At 36.8% G+C, this 19,724-nt stretch carries 21 protein-coding genes and 1 riboswitch; of the genes, 19 read left to right on the top strand and 2 right to left on the bottom strand.

Going from position 1 to position 19,724, the window contains the following annotated elements; all coding sequences use genetic code 11:
* Positions 1 to 67: 67 nt before the first annotated feature.
* The 8 genes from GVV19_RS06115 to GVV19_RS06080 all read left to right on the top strand — a co-directional run bounded on the left by GVV19_RS06115 (position 68) and on the right by GVV19_RS06080 (position 7,126).
* A complete protein-coding gene (locus GVV19_RS06115; RefSeq protein WP_159646371.1) occupies positions 68 to 730 on the top strand; it encodes a response regulator transcription factor in 663 nt (220 codons plus the stop codon).
* Positions 727 to 2,289 (top strand): HAMP domain-containing sensor histidine kinase, encoded by a 1,563-nt coding sequence (locus GVV19_RS06110; protein ID WP_159646368.1) that lies wholly within the window; start codon positions 727 to 729, stop codon positions 2,287 to 2,289. Before GVV19_RS06115 ends, GVV19_RS06110 begins: the two co-directional genes overlap by 4 nt.
* Before the next feature lies 1 nt (position 2,290).
* Complete coding sequence (locus GVV19_RS06105; RefSeq protein WP_159640504.1) at positions 2,291 to 3,160, top strand: ATP-binding cassette domain-containing protein; 870 nt, start codon at positions 2,291 to 2,293, stop codon at positions 3,158 to 3,160.
* Positions 3,144 to 3,893 (top strand): ABC transporter permease, encoded by a 750-nt coding sequence (locus GVV19_RS06100; RefSeq protein WP_159646365.1) that lies wholly within the window; start codon positions 3,144 to 3,146, stop codon positions 3,891 to 3,893. The genes GVV19_RS06105 and GVV19_RS06100 overlap by 17 nt, the downstream gene beginning before the upstream one ends.
* Positions 3,894 to 4,287: 394 nt before the next feature.
* The gene (locus GVV19_RS06095) at positions 4,288 to 4,635 is read left to right on the top strand and encodes a DUF1622 domain-containing protein (RefSeq protein WP_159638872.1); all 348 of its coding nucleotides are present in this window, start codon (positions 4,288 to 4,290) and stop codon (positions 4,633 to 4,635) included.
* Positions 4,636 to 4,702: 67 nt separating this feature from the next.
* Positions 4,703 to 4,804: riboswitch (purine riboswitch) on the top strand.
* Between the two features lie 55 nt (positions 4,805 to 4,859).
* The gene (gene add / locus GVV19_RS06090; RefSeq protein ID WP_159646361.1) at positions 4,860 to 5,873 is read left to right on the top strand and encodes an adenosine deaminase; all 1,014 of its coding nucleotides are present in this window, start codon (positions 4,860 to 4,862) and stop codon (positions 5,871 to 5,873) included.
* A gap of 174 nt (positions 5,874 to 6,047) precedes the next feature.
* The gene (locus tag GVV19_RS06085; RefSeq protein ID WP_159640510.1) at positions 6,048 to 6,392 is read left to right on the top strand and encodes a hypothetical protein; all 345 of its coding nucleotides are present in this window, start codon (positions 6,048 to 6,050) and stop codon (positions 6,390 to 6,392) included.
* 113 nt (positions 6,393 to 6,505) lie between these two features.
* Positions 6,506 to 7,126, top strand: a complete 621-nt coding sequence (locus GVV19_RS06080) for a TetR/AcrR family transcriptional regulator (RefSeq protein ID WP_159646357.1) — start codon at positions 6,506 to 6,508, stop codon at positions 7,124 to 7,126.
* A gap of 21 nt (positions 7,127 to 7,147) precedes the next feature.
* Here GVV19_RS06080 and GVV19_RS06075 read toward each other — a convergent pair whose 3' ends face one another.
* Positions 7,148 to 7,900 carry a putative ABC transporter permease gene (locus GVV19_RS06075; RefSeq protein ID WP_159646353.1) on the bottom strand — a complete coding sequence of 251 codons (753 nt, stop codon included), beginning with the start codon at positions 7,898 to 7,900 and terminating at the stop codon, positions 7,148 to 7,150.
* Between the two features lie 150 nt (positions 7,901 to 8,050).
* Here GVV19_RS06075 and GVV19_RS06070 point away from each other — a divergent pair, with 150 nt between their 5' ends.
* Positions 8,051 to 8,983, top strand: coding sequence for an alpha/beta hydrolase (locus GVV19_RS06070; protein WP_159646350.1), 933 nt, complete (start codon positions 8,051 to 8,053; stop codon positions 8,981 to 8,983).
* Positions 8,984 to 9,006: 23 nt separating this feature from the next.
* On the opposite strand, the gene GVV19_RS06065 is transcribed toward GVV19_RS06070, so the two are convergent.
* Entirely contained in the window at positions 9,007 to 9,261 is a 255-nt protein-coding gene (locus GVV19_RS06065) for a hypothetical protein (protein ID WP_159640522.1), read from the bottom strand.
* A gap of 162 nt (positions 9,262 to 9,423) precedes the next feature.
* On the opposite strand from GVV19_RS06065, the gene GVV19_RS06060 reads away from it, so the two are divergent.
* The 10 genes from GVV19_RS06060 (at position 9,424) to GVV19_RS06015 (ending at position 19,698) form a co-directional block, all read left to right on the top strand.
* A complete protein-coding gene (locus GVV19_RS06060; protein WP_159646347.1) occupies positions 9,424 to 10,593 on the top strand; it encodes a DUF998 domain-containing protein in 1,170 nt (389 codons plus the stop codon).
* 79 nt (positions 10,594 to 10,672) lie between these two features.
* Entirely contained in the window at positions 10,673 to 12,832 is a 2,160-nt protein-coding gene (locus GVV19_RS06055; RefSeq protein ID WP_159646344.1) for a peptidase domain-containing ABC transporter, read from the top strand.
* 1 nt (position 12,833) lies between these two features.
* Positions 12,834 to 14,006, top strand: coding sequence for an HlyD family secretion protein (locus tag GVV19_RS06050; RefSeq protein ID WP_159646341.1), 1,173 nt, complete (start codon positions 12,834 to 12,836; stop codon positions 14,004 to 14,006).
* 92 nt (positions 14,007 to 14,098) lie between these two features.
* On the top strand, positions 14,099 to 14,812 hold the full coding sequence (locus GVV19_RS06045) for a DUF1361 domain-containing protein (RefSeq protein ID WP_159646338.1): 714 nt from the start codon (positions 14,099 to 14,101) through the stop codon (positions 14,810 to 14,812).
* Between the two features lie 15 nt (positions 14,813 to 14,827).
* On the top strand, positions 14,828 to 15,163 hold the full coding sequence (locus GVV19_RS06040) for a DUF6054 family protein (RefSeq protein ID WP_159646335.1): 336 nt from the start codon (positions 14,828 to 14,830) through the stop codon (positions 15,161 to 15,163).
* Positions 15,164 to 15,180: 17 nt separating this feature from the next.
* Positions 15,181 to 15,948 (top strand): SDR family oxidoreductase, encoded by a 768-nt coding sequence (locus GVV19_RS06035; RefSeq protein WP_159646332.1) that lies wholly within the window; start codon positions 15,181 to 15,183, stop codon positions 15,946 to 15,948.
* A 309-nt stretch (positions 15,949 to 16,257) separates the two neighbouring features.
* On the top strand, positions 16,258 to 17,454 hold the full coding sequence (locus GVV19_RS06030; RefSeq protein WP_159646329.1) for an ABC transporter ATP-binding protein: 1,197 nt from the start codon (positions 16,258 to 16,260) through the stop codon (positions 17,452 to 17,454).
* Complete coding sequence (locus tag GVV19_RS06025) at positions 17,454 to 18,092, top strand: ABC transporter permease (RefSeq protein ID WP_159646326.1); 639 nt, start codon at positions 17,454 to 17,456, stop codon at positions 18,090 to 18,092. The genes GVV19_RS06030 and GVV19_RS06025 overlap by 1 nt, the downstream gene beginning before the upstream one ends.
* 1 nt (position 18,093) lies before the next feature.
* Positions 18,094 to 19,065 (top strand): osmoprotectant ABC transporter substrate-binding protein, encoded by a 972-nt coding sequence (locus tag GVV19_RS06020; protein WP_159646323.1) that lies wholly within the window; start codon positions 18,094 to 18,096, stop codon positions 19,063 to 19,065.
* Positions 19,066 to 19,698: an ABC transporter permease gene (locus GVV19_RS06015; RefSeq protein ID WP_159638902.1), complete on the top strand. Its 633-nt coding sequence runs from the start codon at positions 19,066 to 19,068 to the stop codon at positions 19,696 to 19,698.
* The last annotated feature ends 26 nt before the right edge of the window (positions 19,699 to 19,724 follow it).

The raw sequence follows: 19,724 nt of genomic DNA, 5'->3' as shown, positions 1-19,724 counted from the left end.
GTTTAAATTCACATCGAATTCATACGACATTCATAACACTTTGATTAAATAGCCTTAGGAGGACAACATGGTTAAAATTCTTTACTTAGAAGATGAGCAATATATACGTGAAGTTACGCAGGAATATCTCGTAATGGCACACTATGATGTAGATTGTGTTACAGATGTTTTAGAGGCTCGTGAAGCCCTGCGTACCAATACCTATGATATTGCGATTCTTGATATTCTAGTACCGCATGGTACAGGTTTTGATATTTTAGAAGCGATTCATGCGAGCTCAGCAAACACGCGTTGCATTATGCTTACAGCGTTGGACGATGAATCATCACAAATAAAAGCATTTAATGGCTTTGCTGATGACTATATGATCAAACCATTCTCTCCTGTAATTCTCATTAAACGATTAGAAGCGCTGATGCGCCGTAGAGCGTCGACATCTTCGGCTACTGCAAGTGGCTTAGTGCTTAATCCAGAGTCATACGAGGTCCTTTATAACGGCAATTCAATCCTACTTACATACACTGAGTTTTTAATTTGTGAAGCACTCATGACTCACAAGAACCGCGTTTATACACGTGAAATGTTGCTTGATATTATTGCACCGGATGATTATTTGGTAAGTGATCGGGTCATTGACGCCCATATCAAAAATATCCGGAAGAAATCACCAGTATCTATTGTTAGGACAGTGGTTGGTGCAGGTTATCAGTTTCAGGAGGGGAATTTATGAAATTGACGACAAAGGTACTCCTCTATACAGCCCTTACGACACTAACAGTTGGCTTACTAATTATTGGTTATTTCATGTTTATGCTTCCTGGCTTATATGTGGAACACAAATTAAATCAAAATGTTAATATCGTAGCAACGACGCTTGAACAGACTCGAGAAAATAACGGATGTGACATTGCATTACAAAATCATGATGTTATGAATGCTACATTTCGTTTTGCAAAGGCATCTGGGAATTATGAATTACTTGTTTGTACCAATTATTCATCAAGTACAATAGTTGTTAAAGATGATTCACTCCAAAGTATTATGGATCAACTCCGATTGATTCCAACAGCCATAAAAAATGGTGAGCCTGTAACAGAAATCGACTTTTCAGGGTTCGATCTATCAAAATACAGTGCAAATTTTGATAACGATGCACTATTTACAGTTGTTGATCATGCATTTCGTGATTTTGGGACATCATTTCAAGTAGATTCGGAGCGCATTTACCAAAAAGGGGATTCAATTCAAGTAATGAGTTCCCAAGTATCAAATGACTCAGTGAACTATACAAATTATATTGGTTTTACTGAAAACTCTGAGAATATTCTGGTAACAGTGGCGACGACTTTGACACCAAAGTTGAATGAACTTAAGCCAATCTTGCTACAAAGTATGCCAATGATTCTTGTGGTTCTTGTCTTCTTTGCAATGTTTACGGCTGCGTTATTTACAAAACTCTTGGCATTACCAATTGATACGCTTGCAAAGCAAGCTCTTCATAATGCACGCGGTGAAACTGTTCGTTTTAAACAAAAAAACCAACATGATGAATACAAAGTTTTGGAAGATGCACTAAACTCAATGCAAGATGCGATCCAACAATCAGTTGATGAGTTACGCAGTGCGAATGAGTCTTTATCATTACAAAGCGAACGTCAAAAAGTTTTCCTTATGAATGCGTCACATCAATTAAAAACACCGCTATCAGGAGCGTTGTTACTTACTGATGGTATGATTCATCAAATCGGAACATATAAGGACGTCTATAAGCACTTACCAAGTGTGCAGCAAGAACTTGTGACAATGAAACACATGATTGACAATATGTTATCGGCATTTGAGACAGAGTTGGAAAGTAGTCCCTATACCGAAGAAGCAATTGCAGCGGTTGTTCAAAGCATTCTTGCTGATTACACCAACCTTATCAACCAAAAAAATCTAAAAATTTCTGTATTGGGTGAACACACTTTAAGAACTGAATCATCGACGTTCCATTCAATTTTGGATCACTTGATTCAAAATGCCATTCAATATTCACCAGATAATGCGAACATCTCGATTTACATATCTTCCTTGGAGATAAAAATTATAAATACCGGTGTGACCATCGAACAGAACATTCTTGATCATATTTTTGATCCTTTTATTAGAGATCATCGATCAAACCACAAGGGGAGTGGCCTCGGATTATACATTGTCGCTCAAATGGTAAAAAGCCTAGACATGACAATCACCATTCAGAATTATGAAAACAGTGTGGTAACACACCTAGACTGGAGACAACATTAAAATGATTACATTTGAAAATATTATCGTAAACTATGGTGATTTTAAAGCCCTAGATTTACAAACAAAAATTGAAATCGGTCCCAATGATCGTGTTGGGATTATTGGTTCAAACGGTTCAGGGAAAACAACCTTGATAAAAGCTTGCCTCGGATTGCTACCTTATACAGGTTCGATTACAAGTGATGCATCTGTAAATGAAATGGCAGTGCACTTACAAGCAAATGATTATGTAGACACTATGAACTGTAAATCAATTATGGAAACTGTACTGCAATGTCAAATTTCGAAATCACAAGAACTTAAAGAATTAATAGATTTCTTCGACTTTAACGCTTCACTAAAGAAAAAATACAAACAGCTATCCGGAGGACAAAAACAACGTTTTACCCTAATTCTTGTATTGATGCAAAATGCACCACTGACCTTTTTTGATGAAGTGACGACTGGGTTGGACTTTGAGACACGGATGAGCCTCATGGATAAATTGTCAACATGGTATCAAGATAAAGGGGCAGCAATTGTCTTTGTAACACATTATTTTGAAGAATTGTCACGTCTAACGAATAAACTACTAATCATTGATAAAGGACAATTTATCGATTATGGAGATCGTGATGAACTTTTCAGAAAATATTGCGGACACGCAGTAATTATATTTGATGACAATGAATCTAATCAGCGAATTGCATCCGCATTCACAACATGTAAAGCACCCAATGGTCGTCTGGCTGTTGTTTGTGAAAACCAAGAAAGTGAACTTCAAGTTTTGCTTCAACTTAATGAAGCATCTGTTAATTATGTTCGATCTGATTCGGATGTTGAATTATTATACTTAAATGCATTGGAGGCTTATTATGAAGCATTATCTTAAATATGAACTAAAGAATACATTTGGAAATATCTTTTCCATAATTTTCGGAATTTTGTTTCCGATTATGATGACATTACTCTTCTATAACATGTTTAGCAGCAACGAAGCTATTCCAAAAGATGCATTGGCACTACAATTGTATCTAACCAACGTGTTGATGTCTCCATTAGCTATGGTCTTTGTAGGTTTCTCAGCATTGTTTTCACAAGAGATTGAACACGATGTCACAACACGGATGTTATTGTTTGGATACACAACATCCAATCAACTCAAAACAAAGTTTGTTGCGCAAATGGTTGCAATGGGAATTGCATTGGCTATCTTTAGTGCTGTTATTGTCCCACTACTTGGCATTGGTGCACCTTCAATCTTTGGCTTCATTGTATTTATTGTTTTCTTTGCAATAATATCCATGATTCTCTTTGTCATTGCATATAGCATTACATTACTAACGCGTAAATTTAGCTTAACATACGGAATTAGCATGACCCTATACTTTGCAACCATGATCTTCTCGGGGATGATGGGAATTCAAACATCTAATTTTAAAGGAATCATGAAGGGGATATCCAATTTATTGCCAACAACATATTTTGTGAATGATATGCCAACAGTTTGGACTGCGACATCTTACAACTTTGCACCAATGATTCAGAGTCTCGTATTCTTTGCTGGGATTGCAAGCATTCTTTATGTGATTGCCTACAACAAAACAAAACGTAGTATTCATTAATTTCTGACAGATACAACAACCTTCAAAAAGTCTCTAAGAACTTTTAAGGAAGCCCAAAAGAGCATCTCAAATGAGAATGTTCTTTTTTGATTGTCAAATATGAGGTTGTTTTGAAACGTTGATTGAAATTCATGGTACAATGGCGATAGTGAGGTAAAATAATGTTCAATCATGATAGCATAATAAAAAGAGTTAGAAACTGGTATTCTCTTACTAATGTTTTAAAAATCTTTATACTGGCTTTTATCGTAGCGGGAATACTTGATTTGTTAGCGCCACAGTTAGCGAAAGTGTACTTTAGTACGATTATGTGGGTGCTTGTCGTGTATACCGGATATGCAGTGATTTCAAAAGTTTTATCGAGCACTAAAGATAAAGACAAAGGGGGCAGTCTATGACGGTAGAAACAGTCGTGCATATCTTAATTGTTATTCTAAATACGATTTCTGTGCTTATATTAGTATTGGGGGTAATCAAAGCAATCATTCGTTTTATTAATGTGGAATTTTCACTTAAAAATAACGTCGATCGTGATGAGGTTGAACTTCGATCTATCAATATTATTAAACGAAATCTAGGAGCTTATGTGCTTTTAAGTTTAGAGGTACTCATTGCGGCTGATATTATTGAATCGATTTTAAATCCAACGATCGAAGATATCTTGATGCTTGGTGCAGTTGTCATTATCCGAACAGTAATTTCATTCTTTCTTGGTAAAGAAATAGAAGCTGTCGAAAGTTAATCCATAAACCGTCATAGAAGACGGTTTTCTTTTTGCAGATGGGTTGACCAACAGATTGGGAGTTACTATAATAACTGTATTAATAACCAATTTAATGCTCTCAATATGGGAGAGCAGTCTCTACTGATGAACCGTAAATTCGTCAACAATTGTGGAAGAAATGTGTCTTGTTTCTCCTCAATGCATTGGGGATTAATGATCGTCGAATGACGCAGGAGGAAATAATGACACACGCAACAAAAGAATTCATCTATGGTTTACCAAAGGCAGAACTTCATTTGCATTTGGAAGGCACCTTAGAACCTGATTTAAAACTTAAGCTTGCTCAGAAAAATAATATTGAGATTGCTGCGAAAACTATTGAAGATGTTGAAGCGACTTATAAGTTTAATGATTTAACATCATTTTTAGCAGTGTATTATCCAGGGATGGAAGTCCTTCGAACACAAGAAGATTTCTATGACCTTGCAATGGCTTATTTCCGCAAGGTAAAAGAACATAATGTACGTTACGTTGAAGTCTTTTTTGATCCTCAAGCCCATACGGCTCGAGGTGTTTCATTTGAAACATTATTTGAAGGCTATTATAAAGCAACGCAAGATGCAAAAGAGCTCGGAATAGAAGCTCATTTAATCATGTGCTTCTTAAGAGATCTGAGTGAAGAATCCGCTTTTGAACACTACGAAATGGCACAACCATTTAAGGATCGCATTCTAGGAATTGGGTTAGATTCTGATGAAAGAGATAACCCACCACTTAAATTCCAACGTGTCTTCAAAAAGGCGAAAGATGATGGCTTTAAGATTACAATGCATTGTGATATTGACCAAATTGGTTCAATTCAAAATATTCGAGACGCGCTTCATGTAATTGGTGTTGATCGTATTGATCACGGTACAAATATTGTGGAAGATCCAGAACTTGTTGCATACGTTATTGAAAAAGGCATTGGTCTAACCAGTTGCCCAGTTTCTAACGGATTTGTGACAGATGATATGAAAGGTGAAGAGCTCAAAGCACTCTTACACCAAGGGGTAAAAATCACCGTTAATTCTGATGACCCAGCGTACTTCCAAAGCTACGTTTCGGATGACCTTTATGCAGTCGCACAAAAAGTTTCGTTAACAGAAACGGATATTGTTACCCTTGTCAAGAATGCCTTTGAAATAGCATGGACAAGTGATGAAAACAAAGGTAAGTATCTCCAAGAAGTTGACGCTTATCTGGCACAACAGTAACTTATAAACACAGGTTAACCTGTGTTTTTTTACTTATATTTTATTCGTGGTATAATAGATGTAGAAGAGGTGATGGTGTAAACGATGAATCATGATGTGGATGGCTCAATAAGACAGGTTCCTGAATAGTTTCTATAGGCAATTCATTGAATAGAAACAAGAAGGAGACCATTAATGAGTAAAAACGATATTATGCAGACATTGCAGCGCTTTATTGCTGAATCAAATTCAGTCATTGAAAATGAATCATTAGACTTATCTGAGAAGGGTAAAAAAGTTCTTGCGCTACAAACGGAAATGCAGTTGTATGCGAAAAATTTAAAAAAGAAGCTTAAAGATCAGAGTATCGCATTTAATATAGATGCAATCACGTATGCACACAGTGCGATAGAATACTTAGAAGACACGTCAGCATTGGATAGTCTAAGGACAAAACGAGAAACATATTTCGATTTTATGAAGACGTTAAAAAGCAATACAAAAGAATTTGCTGAAGCACTTCAATTTAGCATTGAGTAAAAGGAACACTGCACATACTGTGTTCTTTTCTTTATGCAAATGTTTGGATTGACAAAATAATTATTAAATCGTACACTTTATGAAAATACTGATTGAATGATTGAGGTATAAATATGAAAAACAGATATGATTCTGAACAGACAGTGCAAGATATTATCAATGTTTCCATTAAGCTCTTTTCTGAAAAAGGATATGAAAAAACATCAATCCAGGATATTGTAAATGGCTTAAATGGGCTGACACGAGGGGCCATTTACCACCATTTTAACAGTAAAGATGACATTCTAGTTGCAGTCATTCATGAGATTGTCATGAATAGTGACTATTTCAATCAATTTTTAAATGTTGAAGGAAAAACTGCAAAAGAGCAGCTCCAAGCGCTTGTTATCAAGGCATTTTCTAACTATGGCCAGGTGAGTAACGATGTCGGTGCAGAGTTTTTAAAAAAGAATCCTGCTATTTTAGTAGAAATTTTCAAACTTACGGTTAACCAAATAGCCCCAAAAGTTGAAATGCTTCTTGAAAGTGGAAATGCTGACGGCTCATTAACAATTAAAAATCCTAAGCAAGTAGCACAAGTTATGGTGTTGCTTGGGGATACATGGTTCTCATCAGCAATGTTTGAAGATACAGGCGCAAATTTTAATGTAAAGATTGACGTCTTGATCGATGCTTTAAATGGACTTGGAGTTACAATTTTTGATGAGGCAACAATTAAAGCATTAAAACGATAAAAGAGCTCATGATTGAGCTCTTTATTTTTTGTTTTTACGAATGCGATAGAAGTCTTGGACATCTTCAATAAACTCTTGAAGCGACTCGCTTTTAAGACGTGGGAAGGCTTTAAGTAGACGAACTTCACGTGACTTAAGAGTTGCCTTTAAGGTATCGTAAGAAGTATTAAGTTCTTTCAATCGAATTTCGTACGAACCTTCTAGTTTTGATTTCAATTTATCAATTTCATACTTGATGTTGTTTAACTCGAATAAGCGACTTTGAAGGTTCAACGTTGCTCGGAGTGACGCTATGAAGTCGATAATGACTACTACAAACAACGTAAACGCAATATAATTAAGGTATTCAATGGAAATGTTGGCAACCAAATCTACAATAACAGGGTGAATGTATTCAACTAGGACGAGCGATAAAGCACCAAACATGGTTGAATTAAGCAAACATACTCGGCCGTTGATATTCATAAACATTTCTGAATAGTCCCACCATCGCATTTTGAATGCTTTCTCCATGATGTAACTCGTCAGATACTCAAGTGAGCTTGTAAGAATCAGTCCGAGTATAAAGACAAGTACCGGGTTGAAAGCATAGGGTAGTAAAGTAGCGAGGATAATCATGGCACCGAAACCATAAATTGGAACCAGAGGTCCATTTAAAAAACCGCGTTCTTCGAATTTTCCGGAGAGGATCGAACAATAAACTGTTTCTAAGATCCAACCAATAAAACTATATATAATCCAATAGACAAATAAAAGTGCAAGCTGTGAATTCATTATGAATCCTCCTAATGAAATCATACCAAAAATAGGATGTGTTTAATAGCGTTTAAGGTGAACAGACACTTACGACTAAATATACTTTACAAGTTGCGTATTGAATGTTATCCTAAATATTATTTTGATTATCAAACTATTGGAGGAATTATGAAAAAAAGAATAACGATAGTAAGCTCAGTTGTATTAATGTTTTGTCTCGTACTCTGGGGTGCTGGTGAGTATTTTTTTGCACAAGCAATCAAGATTGGTCCTAAATCATTTATTGATTCAGAAGTGTCCGATGTATGGCGTGAAGCGAACGAGTGGTTTGCAACAACAGATTTAGAAACATGGAAGATTACATCAGACAATGGCTTATTGTTGTCGGCAACATATATAGCAGCTACGGAAGCAACGAATTCAACAATCTTTGTCGCGCATGGTTATGGAAATAGTACAGCAACTATGACACAGTATATAAAAATGTTCCATGATGTAGGATACAACGTGCTTGCAGCGGATGCACGAGGACATGGTGAGAGTGAGGGGTCATATATTGGGTTTGGCTGGCCTGAACGGCGGGATGTTGTTCAGTGGACACAGGAAATCGTCAGTCGATTGGGTTCACAGCAACAAATTGGACTCTATGGATTGAGTATGGGTGCTTCGACAGTAATGATGGCAAGTGGCGAATCTGATCTTCCAAGTAATGTAAAGGTGATTGTTGAAGACTGTGGTTATAGTTCTGTTGATGCAGAGTTGTCATTTCAACTTAGTGATATGTATAGTTTGCCCGCGTTTCCGATGATTCCTGTTACAAGTTTATTGACTGAAGTGAAGGTAGGATACAGTTTTTATGAAGCGAGTGCTATTAATCAATTAAATAACAATGTAAAACCAATTCTGTTCATTCATGGAGATGCCGATACCTTTGTCCCAACATCGATGGTCTATGAACTATTTGAAGCAACACGTGGTCCTAAAGAGTTATGGATTGTTGAAGATACAGATCATGCTGATTCATATGAAAATAAAGGTTTTGAATATGCACAACGTGTGGTTCAATTTATGGATGCGCACATAGAAAAAGCACACGAATGATTCGTGTGCTTAGAAACGCGGTTCTATCTGTAGACTTTACCAATAATGCCTTTGATACCATCTAAGGCAATTTCTTCAGGAATTACAAACCAAAGAGACGTTTTTCCGAAAAGTGGAAAACCTCCCGGTTTGTTATCATCACCATTCCATCGCATTGCGTAAACATCTGAGCCTTTCCAATTTATGATCGCAACGGCATATCCATCTGCGCCGCCATCGTAAAGAACTCGGACATTTGTTGCACTTCCGCCAACATCTTGCGGTTTGATGTAAGTCATAATAGTACCTCCTTATATCCATAATAACACACTTATTCGTGTAAATTATGATGTTGGGCATAGAATTGTCTTGAATTATTAGGAAATTAATAAAAATAGTGAAGGTACTGATATAAATATATTTGAAAATATCGTATTATAAAAACATAGGGGGATTCTTCCATGAAAGAAAAAAACTTGGGATTACCAATTCCAGAAGCATTGCGGGAAACTGTCGAATTTGTCGATGGCCAAGAGGTTACAGTGACACTGACCGATACCGGTTTATTATATCAGTTAGATAGTTTAGCAAAAAAGGTTACGGTACCATTGATTCCTGTAATCGTAGCATCAATACTTGCGATGGCGGCGATGACAATCGTGTTTATGCCATATCATCAAATTCCTTTGGTGGGGATGAAATCAATTGCGAGTGTCGTCATTATAACGGGTGTTATAACAGGTGTCGTAAATTTTACATATTTCTTTACTAAAAATAAAAATAACCAGATGGGGCATCTATCGAGTCAGATTTTTTGGCGAAACTACCCCGTGGTATTGATTTCCTTTACATTACTGCTCGTTGTCTCATTATTGTTTGGGTTTTGGATCATTGGTGAATTGTTTTCCGGAGCGACCTTTGATGTCTATACTTCATCCTTGATGGGTGGGATTGTCATTGGGGTTGTGAACTACTTAATGATTCATACAGCCTTGAGTATTACACCAACGGTAATGATTCGCTCATTAATTACAATTATTCTTGGCGGTGTTGGTGTTGCTATGATTACGAATCGTGACCAACAATGGTGGTTGTACAACTTTAGTTTCCTCGGAACTCCTGAAGCGACACGTAGTTGGCAATTTAACTTAACGCTTATTTTGTCTGCATTTTTAATGATTGCATTGATTGACTATGTTTTCGTGCTCTTGTATGAAGTGCTTGGAAAATCAAAAAACTTATTGATTTTAAAACTTCTCTTGATCGCAACTGCAATATGTCTTGGCGGTGTTGGGTTCTTCCCATACAATGACAGTGTTTTTTATCAAAATATGCACAATCGCGTTGCGGGGTATCTTGTATATCTCTTTATTATTCTGATAATTGCCATTAAATGGTTATTACCAAGTGTATCTAAAGAATTCTTGCGTCTTTCGTATATTCTCGGAGGTGTATTGGTAATTGTGTGTATTCTATTCTTAGGAGTCCACTACTTCTCACTTACAGCGTTTGAATTGATGGCTTTTGTCATCGCGTTTAGTTGGCTTTTACTGCTCATGCAATACCTCATCAATATAATCAATACTCATGGTAAAACATTTAAAGTTACCATTCACACAACAAAAGACTAACAGCCCTCTGGCTGTTTTTTTAGATAGGATAGGAAATTCTAAGATTAGCACATACTTAAACCTATAGAAGAGGTGAAGTATGTTTAAACGTTTCAAGCACACGCAGCAACATGAGTCTTGTGATTGTGGAGTGGCTGCTGTAAGTACAATTCTCAAATCGTATCGTATTTGTGATAGTTATGGAGTTATTAAGGATGCGGTAGAGACTGATAAAACTGGAACCCAGTTAAATCTCATTTCCGAGTATTTTAAATCACTAGGCTTCATAACATGTATGATTCGAACACAAATTAACGAACTAACTCCACGCTTGACCTATCCAATTCTCATTCATGTTTACTTGGAAAATGCTGCGGAACACTATATCGTAATTCATGCAATGACACGTCGAAATAAATTCATTATTTCTGACCCTAGGGATAAGAGTGTTAGAAAAGTATCTAAGGATACATTAGAAGCGATATTCTCAGGAAATGCACTCTTTCTAATTGCAGCATCAGATCAGTCACGTATTTATCATGAGCAAACGACAATATATACATTTATGAGCTCACTTATAAAACCAAATTTATCAGCGGTTATCTTATTAATTGTATCGTCAATCGTAATGAGTATCTTAGGCCTGTTCTCAAGTACCTTTCCAAAATTGGTAATGGACTCTATTATTCCGTATGATTTGAAAAACTCACTTCCAGTCTATGGAATTATTTTTGTAATATGTATAATATTTCAATCCATTCTAAGAGCATATCGTAGCATGGGAATGTATTATTTTATGCGCCGTATTGAGGTGCCGACAATTTTGAATTTTTTCGAACATCTTTTAAAAATTCCTTTACATTCAATATCTCAAAGACAAAACGGTGATTTACTCACACGGTTTCAAGATATTATCAGTGTTATTAATACGCTTGGAACTGTGACTATCAGTGTGGTAGTGGATGTGATAATCGGCACAATTGCACTTTTGCTTATGACAAACACGAACCCCAAATTATTTGGGGCATTAGTTTTAATCATATTTATTAATATTTTGTTGATCTATTTCTTTAAAGGGCCATACCAACGTATTAATCAACAACAAGTCAGTGCTCAAGGTCAGGTAAATTCAGTCATGATAGAGTCATTGCAGAATATTGAAACTATTAAATCGATGAAAGTTGATAAGTACGCAATTAATCGCTTTGAGAAGTGTTATGAAAAACTTACGCATCTTTCCCATAAAGAACATGCGATGGGAACCCTTCAACAGTTATTGCTTGGATGCATTAATGAAAGTAGTGGTATTATTTTTCTAATGCTTGGAGCTTTCATGATTATGGATGGATCATTGAAAATTGGTGATTTACTAGTCTTTCAGACGTTAAGCCAGTATTTCATGGGACCAATTCAGAACTTTATTGATTTACAGATGCGATGGGTTGAGGCTAAAATTGCATTTGAACGTTTTGATGAAATTGCATCGTTGTCTGAGTATGATGCAGACTATGAACACCATAATCTGAATATGTCAGATGCATATATTAAAATAGAAAAAATTGGTCTGAAACAAAAACATAAAGAAGTATTAAAAGATGTAAATTTAAATGTCATTAAAGGTTCAAGAGTTGCTCTTGTTGGACTTTCAGGTTCTGGGAAAAGCACGTTGAGTAAAGTGTTGGCAGGTTTAATTAGACCGACGACAGGGAGTGTGTCTATAGCGACTAATAGTTTAGACGAAGTAGATGATTTAGAGACTGCAAAAATTGGGTACATGCCACAAAAGCCACAACTCTTCCAAGGAACAATTTTAGAGAACATTTGCTGTGGTCGTGCAGTTTCGGTCGAATCAATCCAATACTTGATCCATCAACTTGGGGTCAAAGATATTTTTGACTCAATGCCTCAAAAACTAAATACATTGCTTTTTGAAAATGCATCAAATTTATCAGGAGGTGAACAGCAAATCATTACATTAATTAGAACACTCATTCATAATCATGACATTTATATTCTTGATGAACCGACGGCAAATCTTGATAGCCAGCATCAAAAATCTGTCTGCGAGTACTTAATGCAGCAAAGTAAAGAAAGGACAATGTTTATAATTTCGCATCAAATTTTACCCGTAATTCATTGTGATTTAGTTTGTTTTATGGAAAATGGAACGATATCCGGAACTGGAACACATCATCAATTGCTTCAGAATCATCAAGGATACGCAACCCTTGTTGAAAATCAAAAGGTTGATGGGCTGTAATATGTCTACAAAAAAACAAAAAAGGGCATTAAACTCACGAATCCAACTAATGCAAACGCCGAAGGGGATGACGGTATTTCTTCTCATAATTTTGAGTGTTATTGTTTTATCGGGTTATATTGCAGCTATAACTGTACAACCTACAAAAGTCCTTTCTACTCAAGGGTATATCACAACATCGAATCGTCAGATTCTATCAGTGAACAACCCTCTCAAAGTTAAGTCAATTCACTATAAAAATGGTGACTACGTTGAAAAAGGAGTAAAAATTTTGGAAGGCGATGCATCCAGTCATATCAATAATGTTGAACTAATTGAAGAGCAATTACGAAACTTGGACAAGCGACATGAGGCAGTAAATCAGTTCATTACAAGTTTACAGCAAAAGTATAATCATTTAAGTCAAAGCGGATATCAACTCGAATATTATGGCAAAGTGGCATATTTTTTGAATACAATAAAGCAAGAAAAAGATCAGAAGCAAGTTATTAAGGACAAGATAGACTTGAAGAAGATACAATTGAGCACGATGGCAAGCAATACCTTTGAGGAAAAAGAGCAGATCCAAAATGAAGTGGAAGCGTTGCAGCAACAAAGCGAAAGCTTTACTCAGGCTGACAGCTTATACTATCAGCTATTGTCAGAATCAGGCCATGCCAAAACACAGATAATGAATGAAACCGAGGGTTTAAATTTGAAACGGATCGCGCTCGAAAAAGAAATGGATCAACAATCCATTAAAGCACCTGAAAATGGTATTATTCACTTATATCAACCAATTACGGTTGGAACTGAATTTCAGGCTCAACAGATGTTTGGAGAAATTATTGATGGGACGAACACGGAATCATTTATCGAAACATTTGTAGAGAGCCAGAATCGCTCCAAAATAAGTGAGAAGCAGCAGATTAAGTTCTCAATTATTGGAAACAGGCAATTAAATCGTGAACTTATCAAGGGGTCAGTTACTTCGATTGAAGAATCTCCGACCATGACAACTCAAGATGGCAATACATCGTATCGGTACAAGGTAAGAATTCAATCGAACAAGCTTGAAGATTTAATTTCTAAACACCACGTTACTACAGCAGTAGAGCCACTCCTCATTCATTTCTTAGAAAAGGATGAAACATACATGGATATTTTCTTGAAGGCAATTAATCTAAAGGGTTAACGATTTCCCAATCCATAGATACTATACAATTAAAGTAAACGAAATAATGTGATACAATAAGTTCATAACTTTACTTGTAAGGGGGATCTTATATGGGCGTATCTAGCTTAATTCTGTCGGCTGTTTTACTCAACATATTTGCATATACTACGATTAAACTTAGACCACGAATTTATGGAGTCTCATTGTTTAAGCCGATGATTTGGAACTTTAAATTATCATTATTACCGTTTGCGATTCTTGTCGTAGATATAATTATCTTTCTCTTAGCTGCAATCATTGCTTCATATTCGGGGATTGCATTTATCCGTTATGCTGGAATGTTCACAGCAATCATGGGTTTGTTCGTGTGGCTGTTGGCACTACCAAATTCAGGTTATCTTATTACCGAATTAAATTTGACGCATCGTGATGTTGATGGTGATAAAGTACCGATTTGGTATGATATTATTTCGGTGATGGCATTTGCTATGTCAGGAATTGTGAATACTCTAGTTAATATTGTAATGATTCAAGTAATGATTTTAATTTTCTACGATCCGAGCACTGTAACAAAGACCCATCAATCAATATTCATGTTGACTGCACTCATTTTGAATCTATTAGTTGCAATTGGTGTCTATTTAGGTCGTTCAATACGATTCAACTCATGGGATGTCATCCATATCAAATCATTTTTTACCAAATTGAAAAATCATTTTGAAAAACTAGGAGAATGGAAAAACTGTGTATTATTTGTAGTGTTTCATACATTATTCTTCATGATTATGTATGTCCTGGCAGGAATTCCATTTTTCTTTAAATAGAAAGGAACGATGATCATGGCGAATTTTAGATTTCAAACAAGTGGTAATTTAGTAACGTTTAAAGAGTCTGTTCAAAAAATGACACGTGCACTTAGCATGTCAATTACGCAAGAAGAAGATATTCAGGTTAATGAACATACATATCTTTTAGGATTTGAGCGTTATAGCATGACTGGAAGCAATCGCATCTCCTTAACATTGGTGATTTCACAAAATGGATCAACCATTGATCTGGTTGCAATTTCAACTGGAGGAAGCCAAGCGAAACTTTTTAAATTCAATACTTTTGGTGAATCCCAGTTTATTATCGATTTTGAGCGTGCGCTTGAGCGTCTTCCGCAAACGTGGTAGTTAAAAAAGGAGATTCAATGAAGCAAATAATAGTAACGGGAGTTAGCAGACAAGAAAGTATTGGTCCGTCGGTCGTGCGCCAACTTTTAGCAGATGGTCACCGTGTTATTGTTCACGGGTTTTCACCATTTGATAGTTTAGTTGGTGGCTACAGCGATGCATCTCAGACATTTACTGAATTGTTTGTTAAGTCACTTCAAGAACAAGGTTACGATGTCGATATGGTGTCTTCGAGTGACCTTTCAGATCCCAATAATGCTGAACGACTCATTCACGAAGCTAATTCAAAATTCGGAGAAATTCAAGGCCTCGTTCAATGTCATGCTTACTCCAAGCCTGAGACATTTGAGGATATTACATCTGAAGAAATGAGAATGCATTTTGATGTGAATGTAGTCAGTGGTCTCAAATTAATTCAAGCATTTACTAAGCAAAAAAAATCAGATAAACAGGCATCAATTGTCATGTTTACGAGTGGACAATACTTGGGACTTATGAAGGATGAGCTATCATACGCAATTTCAAAAGATGCCATAATTACTATCGTAAGGCAAACAGCACGGCTTTTGATGGATTCAAACATTCAAATTAATGCTATCAATCCAGGGCCTACGGATACAGGTTACGCAACCGGTTCTGATTTTGAAGCAGTTCGAGATCGCTTCCCATTAAAACGTTGGGGAACTCCTCAAGATGTTGCGAATCTAGTTTCAATATTGATGGATACAAAAGCACAATGGATCACTGGTGAAGTGATTGCAAGTGAAGGTGGATTTCGTCGCTAATCATTCACCTAAATGAAAAGTTAACAAATTTTAACAATTTTTTTCAGTCTATCTAAGGACTAGGATTGAAGCGGTCATAATGATTATTAGAAGGCATACATTTAGACCATTTAACCCTCACTTTTTGAGATTGAACTGTAAAAATGGTATACTTACTCCATTAGTATTCAGTGTTTTACAAATCATACAATCAAAGAACATGTAAATTATGTTCTTTTTATTTACATTTTGAAGGCGTTTTATTTTCAAGTAATTCCACAATTCACAGATTTGTAACATTGGGTACAGAAGACTGGAAGGGGATTTATGATGATAGAATTTAAAAATGTGACAAAAACATACGGTAATAAAAAAGCGGTCGATAACGTAGATATAAAAATTGAAACGGGGTCATTTGTGTGCTTTATCGGAACATCTGGTAGTGGTAAAACAACGACCATGCGAATGATTAACCGTATGATTGACCCAAGCAGGGGAACGATTCTCATTGATGGAGAAGATATTCAAAAAACCAATGAGGTAGCATTACGTAGAAAGATAGGATATGTCATCCAACAAATTGGTTTGATGCCACATATGAGTATTTATGAAAACATTGTTATGGTCCCAAAATTACTGAAGTGGGATGAAACAACAATGCGTGAAAAAGCCGAGACATTGATGAAACGTGTCGATTTACCAATGGAACTACTCGATGCTTACCCATCTGAACTTAGCGGTGGCATGCAACAACGCGTTGGTGTTATTAGAGCTCTAGCTGCAGATCAAGATATAATTCTAATGGATGAACCATTTGGAGCTTTAGATCCAATTACTCGAGATGCGCTGCAAAGACTGGTTAAGCAATTACAACGTGACATGAATAAGACCATAATATTTGTAACTCATGATATGGATGAAGCATTAGCATTGTCTGACAAGATAGTCGTCATGGATCATGGTAAGGTTGTTCAACAAGGATCACCCAAAGACATCTTAACGAGTCCAGCCAATGACTTTGTGCGCAACTTAGTGGGTGAAGATCGTTTACATCAAGCGACATTTGAGTACAACTCGGTTGAACAATTAATGATAAAGCCAATTAAAGTAAATGCATCCGTGTCAATTGCTGAAACAGTTCGTCATATGCAGCAAACACGTGTTGATGATATTTTAGTTGTTGATGATGAAAATGTTCTAATTGGTAGAGTAGATATCCGTGCACTGATGCGTCGAAACAATCGCGAAGATGCCGTTCAAACTATCATGAAGCAAGTAACATATATCCATAATACGACGACAATTCGTGATGCTATTTACTACATTCAAGAATTAGGACATCGAAATATTTCAGTTGTCGATAGCGATGGGAAGCTCGTTGGAATTGTGACACGTGCGGCAGTTGTTGGAGCAGTCTATGATGCATTCTGGAAGGATTACGAACCACAAGAAGACCTTGAAGTAATAGACGATGAATTATCAGATAAAGCATCTTCTGCTGTTGCTCAGAATGGTGGTGTTGCTTAATGTTTTTTATTGAAAATGGTCCTATGATTCTTTCGAAAATTGGCGAACACTTATTGATTAGCGCCGCTGCACTCCTGCTTGGGTGTTTAATTGCGATTCCTTTAGGGGTTATCGTCAGTCGAAATAAGAAACTCGCTCAATTTACAATTTCAATTGCTTCTGTTTTGCAGACGATTCCATCGCTTGCGTTGCTAGCGATGATTGTGCCAATAATGGGTGTGGGGCGTGTTCCGGCAATCGTTGCACTTTGCATCTATTCATTACTGCCTATCCTTAGAAATACGGTTTTAGGGATGGAGGGTGTTAACCCCGGCATCGTGGATGCATCCAAGGGTATGGGAATGAATACCCTACAACAAATTTTTAAAGTACAACTTCCGCTCGCATTATCTGTAATTATGGCAGGTGTTCGATTATCAGCAACCTATGTATTGGCGTGGACTACGTTGGCATCATACATTGGTGCTGGCGGATTAGGAGACTTTATTTTTAGTGGTCTGAATAATTTTGATTTCAATCTTATCATTGCCGGAACATTACCAATTATGATTCTTGCATTCATTGTTGATCTTCTGCTTGAGAAAGTAGAAATAAAGTTATCGCCTCAAACAGGTTCAGAACTTAGAGAGGGGGCATAACATGAAAAAAATAATCACAACATTAGCAGCACTTATGATTCTTACAGGATGTTCACTTCCAGGTTTAGGTGGAAATGCTCGTAACAATGATATTGTGATTGCTGGTGGTAACACTACTGAACGGCAGATTCTATCTGAAATTGTCAGTCAAATGACACAACACTACTTACCAGAAACACGTGTGTCCCTTATCAATAATCTCGGATCAACCCTGCTCATATATCAAGCGATGAGTCGTAAAGATGCGAATATTTCGGGAGCTATGTATACGGGAACCTCACTGACAGGTGAGTTAGGACTTCCGGCATCAAGGGATCCGCAGGATGCGCTCAAACAAGTTCGTGAAGGTTACTTTGAACGGTTTGATATGGTTTGGTTTCCATCTTATGGTTTTGCAAACTCCTATGCATTTATGGTAACGCGTGAATTTTCAGATACACATAACATTACCAAAGTTAGCCAACTTGAAGAACTCGCCCCATCGTTGCGTGCAGGGGTTGACGCATCATGGATGGATCGCAAAGGGGATGGTTACGCTGACTTTAAGACTCAATATGGTTTTGATTTTGGCACAATGTACCCAATGGAGATAGGCCTAGTTTATAACGCCGTTCAAGTAAACGAAATGGATGTGGTGTTGGGGTACTCAACAGATGGCCGTATCGATGGCTATGACTTGGTTGTACTTGAAGATGATAAAAATCTCTTTCCACCGTATGATGCGAGTCCCGTGTTATCACGCGCTGTGCTTGAGCAATATCCAGAACTTGAGCCAATTATGCTTAAACTTGAAGGTGCTATCCCTCAAGAAACGATGCAACAATTGAATCAAAAATCTGATGAAGGTAAAATCGAACCCAAAGTAGTTGCTCGTGAGTTTTTAGAAGCGCATAACTATTTCGAAGATAAAACGGTTAAACCGTTGGTACAACGTTCCGATTACCAGTTTTTGACAAAAAAGGAGAGTGAATAAATGATTCAGGAAATAATTGAATACTATATTGCGAACGGAGGAATTGTTTTCCAACAATTTCTTCGACACTTTCTAATATCAATATACGGTGTGCTATTTGCATCACTCGTAGCCATTCCCTTGGGATTCTTTATTGCTCGACATCGAAAACTGGCACCTTGGGTGATTCGTTTGGGAAATATCATTCAAACAATTCCGTCCCTTGCGATGCTATCAATATTAATGATTGGAATGGGACTTGGGCCCAATACAGTCGTTGTGACAGTTTTTTTGTATTCTTTGCTACCGATTGTAAAAAACACTTACACAGGTGTTCTAAATGTTGATGACCAATTGCTAGACGTTGCAAAAGGAATGGGAATGACCCAATGGCAAATTCTATACAAAGTTGAGTTACCTTTAGCCGTATCGATTATCATCGGGGGAATTCGAAATGCGCTGGTGGTTGCGATTGGAATAACGGCAATTGGCACCTTTATAGGCGCCGGTGGTTTGGGCGATATTATAACCCGCGGTATCAATGTCTCGAATGGGAGTGCAATTGTATGGGCAGGAGCGATACCAACTGCACTTATGGCCATTCTTTCTGATCTCTTGCTAGGTTCTATTGAGAAACGCTTATCGCATAATTAAAAGAAGTGATTCATCACTTCTTTTTT

Source organism: Erysipelothrix anatis (assembly GCF_009828745.1).
Classification (GTDB): domain Bacteria; phylum Bacillota_I; class Bacilli_A; order Erysipelotrichales; family Erysipelotrichaceae; genus Erysipelothrix; species Erysipelothrix anatis.
Note: the sequence above shows the minus strand (reverse complement) of the source record. Positions and strands in the feature narration are given on the sequence as shown.

What these genes read in the sequence shown, in the direction of transcription:
- GVV19_RS06115 (WP_159646371.1), top strand. Translation starts at nt 68, where the DNA reads ATGGTTAAAATTCTTTACTTAGAAGATGAGCAATATATACGTGAAGTT.
- GVV19_RS06110 (WP_159646368.1), top strand. Translation starts at nt 727, where the DNA reads ATGAAATTGACGACAAAGGTACTCCTCTATACAGCCCTTACGACACTA.
- GVV19_RS06105 (WP_159640504.1), top strand. Translation starts at nt 2,291, where the DNA reads ATGATTACATTTGAAAATATTATCGTAAACTATGGTGATTTTAAAGCC.
- GVV19_RS06100 (WP_159646365.1), top strand. Translation starts at nt 3,144, where the DNA reads ATGAAGCATTATCTTAAATATGAACTAAAGAATACATTTGGAAATATC.
- GVV19_RS06095 (WP_159638872.1), top strand. Translation starts at nt 4,288, where the DNA reads ATGACGGTAGAAACAGTCGTGCATATCTTAATTGTTATTCTAAATACG.
- add (WP_159646361.1), top strand. Translation starts at nt 4,860, where the DNA reads ATGACACACGCAACAAAAGAATTCATCTATGGTTTACCAAAGGCAGAA.
- GVV19_RS06085 (WP_159640510.1), top strand. Translation starts at nt 6,048, where the DNA reads ATGAGTAAAAACGATATTATGCAGACATTGCAGCGCTTTATTGCTGAA.
- GVV19_RS06080 (WP_159646357.1), top strand. Translation starts at nt 6,506, where the DNA reads ATGAAAAACAGATATGATTCTGAACAGACAGTGCAAGATATTATCAAT.
- GVV19_RS06075 (WP_159646353.1), bottom strand. Translation starts at nt 7,900, where the DNA reads ATGAATTCACAGCTTGCACTTTTATTTGTCTATTGGATTATATATAGT.
- GVV19_RS06070 (WP_159646350.1), top strand. Translation starts at nt 8,051, where the DNA reads ATGAAAAAAAGAATAACGATAGTAAGCTCAGTTGTATTAATGTTTTGT.
- GVV19_RS06065 (WP_159640522.1), bottom strand. Translation starts at nt 9,261, where the DNA reads ATGACTTACATCAAACCGCAAGATGTTGGCGGAAGTGCAACAAATGTC.
- GVV19_RS06060 (WP_159646347.1), top strand. Translation starts at nt 9,424, where the DNA reads ATGAAAGAAAAAAACTTGGGATTACCAATTCCAGAAGCATTGCGGGAA.
- GVV19_RS06055 (WP_159646344.1), top strand. Translation starts at nt 10,673, where the DNA reads ATGTTTAAACGTTTCAAGCACACGCAGCAACATGAGTCTTGTGATTGT.
- GVV19_RS06050 (WP_159646341.1), top strand. Translation starts at nt 12,834, where the DNA reads ATGTCTACAAAAAAACAAAAAAGGGCATTAAACTCACGAATCCAACTA.
- GVV19_RS06045 (WP_159646338.1), top strand. Translation starts at nt 14,099, where the DNA reads ATGGGCGTATCTAGCTTAATTCTGTCGGCTGTTTTACTCAACATATTT.
- GVV19_RS06040 (WP_159646335.1), top strand. Translation starts at nt 14,828, where the DNA reads ATGGCGAATTTTAGATTTCAAACAAGTGGTAATTTAGTAACGTTTAAA.
- GVV19_RS06035 (WP_159646332.1), top strand. Translation starts at nt 15,181, where the DNA reads ATGAAGCAAATAATAGTAACGGGAGTTAGCAGACAAGAAAGTATTGGT.
- GVV19_RS06030 (WP_159646329.1), top strand. Translation starts at nt 16,258, where the DNA reads ATGATAGAATTTAAAAATGTGACAAAAACATACGGTAATAAAAAAGCG.
- GVV19_RS06025 (WP_159646326.1), top strand. Translation starts at nt 17,454, where the DNA reads ATGTTTTTTATTGAAAATGGTCCTATGATTCTTTCGAAAATTGGCGAA.
- GVV19_RS06020 (WP_159646323.1), top strand. Translation starts at nt 18,094, where the DNA reads ATGAAAAAAATAATCACAACATTAGCAGCACTTATGATTCTTACAGGA.
- GVV19_RS06015 (WP_159638902.1), top strand. Translation starts at nt 19,066, where the DNA reads ATGATTCAGGAAATAATTGAATACTATATTGCGAACGGAGGAATTGTT.